Annotated in this window: 1 protein-coding gene; it reads left to right on the top strand. The window is 66.8% G+C overall.

The window, feature by feature from the left end:
- Positions 1-55 precede the first annotated feature (55 nt).
- A complete protein-coding gene (locus tag AB0J09_RS62945) occupies positions 56-2,161 on the top strand; it encodes an ISAzo13 family transposase (RefSeq protein WP_360713834.1) in 2,106 nt (701 codons plus the stop codon).
- Positions 2,162-2,175: the final 14 nt, after the last annotated feature.

Consider the following 2,175-nt stretch of genomic DNA (forward strand, 5'->3'; position numbering starts at 1 on the left):
TGTAGTTGTAAGGAAACAACACGATGCTTCTCGGTTTCCGGTTCGATGGGGTGGTATGGCCATCCCGGGCGAGGTCCGCGGTCAGCTCGCGGCGCGGTTCGCGGTGTTGCTGCCGCATCTGAACGAGCGTCAGAGGCGTCTGGCGTTGGCGACCGAGGCCCGATTGCTTGGTCATGGGGGTGTTCGGTTAGTCGCGCAGGTGGCCGGGGTCAGCGAGACCACTGTCCGCAAGGGCGTGTTCGAGCTCGAGTCCGGGGCTGATCCGCTGCCCGATGGGCGGGTTCGCCGCGCGGGGGGCGGCAGGTTGCGGGCCGAGGCTGTTGATCCACATCTGCTTCCAGCGTTGATGGGGCTGGTCGAGCCGGACGAGCGCGGAGATCCCGAATCACCGCTGCGGTGGACGACGAAGTCGCTCCGGCATCTGGCTGCGGAGTTGTCCCGGCAGGGACATCGGGTGACCGCACCGACGGTGGGCCGGTTGTTGAAGGCGAACGGGTTCAGCTTGCAGGGCACTGCCAAGACCCTGGAGGGCGATCAGCATCCTGATCGGGACGCGCAGTTCCGCTACATCAACGTGCAGGTCAAGGCGCATCAGGCGGCGGGTGAGCCGGTGATCAGCGTGGATGCTAAGAAGAAGGAGCAGTTGGGGCTGCTGCCGATGGGCGGGCGGGAATGGCGGCCTCGCGGCGAGCCAGTGCAGGTCGAGGACCATAGCTTCTGGGCCGGCCCGAACGTCGAGACGGTGGTGCCCTATGGGATCTACGACATGACCGCCAACACGGGCTGGGTGAACGTCGGAGTCGACCACGACACCGCGGCGTTCGCGGTCGCCTCGATCCGCCGCTGGTGGCAGGCGCGCGGCCATGCCGACTATCCAAGTGCGTCTCGGCTGCTGATCACCGCGGATGCGGGCGGTTCGAACAGCTACCGCTACCGGCTTTGGAAGGCCGAATTGGCCGCGTTCGCCGCCGAGGCCGGGTTGATGGTCACGGTCTGCCATTTCCCGCCGGGTACCTCGAAGTGGAACAAGATCGAGCACCGGTTGTTCTCGCATATCACGATGAACTGGCGCGGACGGCCGTTGACCAGCCATCAGGTCGTCCTAAACACGATCGCGGCGACCACGACTTCGGCCGGGCTGAGGGTCGAGGCCGCTCTGGATCCCGATTCCTATCCGACCGGAGTCTCGGTCAGCCGCGACCAGTTCCAGGCCCTGCCAATCACTGCCCATCCCGAACACGGAGCCTGGAACTACAGCATTGCCCCGGAAGGCGGAGAGGCCGTCCCGCTGCGTGCCGACCAGCGAGCCGCGGCCCGAGCACGGACCATGCAGTTGCTCGCCGGCCCCCGCCTGACCGGCATGAGCAGCGACGAACTCGACGCGCTACGCGGCCGGCTCGCCCCGGCCCAGGAGGCCCGGGCCGAGCAACGCCGTTTCGTACTGCGCGGCGGCCGACGGGTCGCCACCACCGGCCGCAGCCGAGCACTGCTTTCCAGCTCAGACGAGGTCCTTATTACCGTCATCTACCTGCGGCAGGTCTGCCCGCAGAAAGTGCTGTGTGACCTGCTCGGGATCAACCCAGTCACGATCGGCCAGGCGATCAAAGCCACCCGGCAACTCTTGGATGAGCAGAAGATCAGCATCACCCCGACCGTCGTTCACTACTTCACCCGAGCAGACGACCTACGCGCCTGGGCCACCGGCACCGACTCGGCCTCGCACGTTCCGGCGGGCCCGACCCGTCATGCACTGACCGACCCGCACCTGACCGGCATGAGCCGCAAGGCGCTGGACGCCATGCTCGAGAAACTGATCGTGCCCTACGCCGCCGCGATCGAACAGCGCCGCCACCGCCAACGCGGAGGGAACCGCCGCCCCGGCACCCGAGGCGGAGTGTTCCGGCAAAAGATCACTGACGGTGACCGGATCCTCGCTACGATCCTCTACCAGCGCCGCGTCTGCACCCTCGACACCCTCGCCGAACTGTTTGACATCAGCCGCAGCACCCTGTGGAACGCGATCAACGACGTTCTGCCCATCCTCAACACCCACGGCGCCGCCATCACCCCCGCCGACCACCGCTACGCCTCGGCCGCCGCCCTCCTCGCCTCGACAGACACACCACACGAGCACCCCGACCCAGGAAAACCAGCATGTTGATTCTTGGCGGCCAC

The sequence above is a fragment of the Nonomuraea sp. NPDC049784 genome (genome assembly GCF_040659615.1).
GTDB lineage: Bacteria > Actinomycetota > Actinomycetes > Streptosporangiales > Streptosporangiaceae > Nonomuraea.

Bases quoted from the DNA above. Each gene is read 5' to 3' on its own strand.
- AB0J09_RS62945 (WP_360713834.1), top strand. From the start codon at position 56: ATGGCCATCCCGGGCGAGGTCCGCGGTCAGCTCGCGGCGCGGTTCGCG.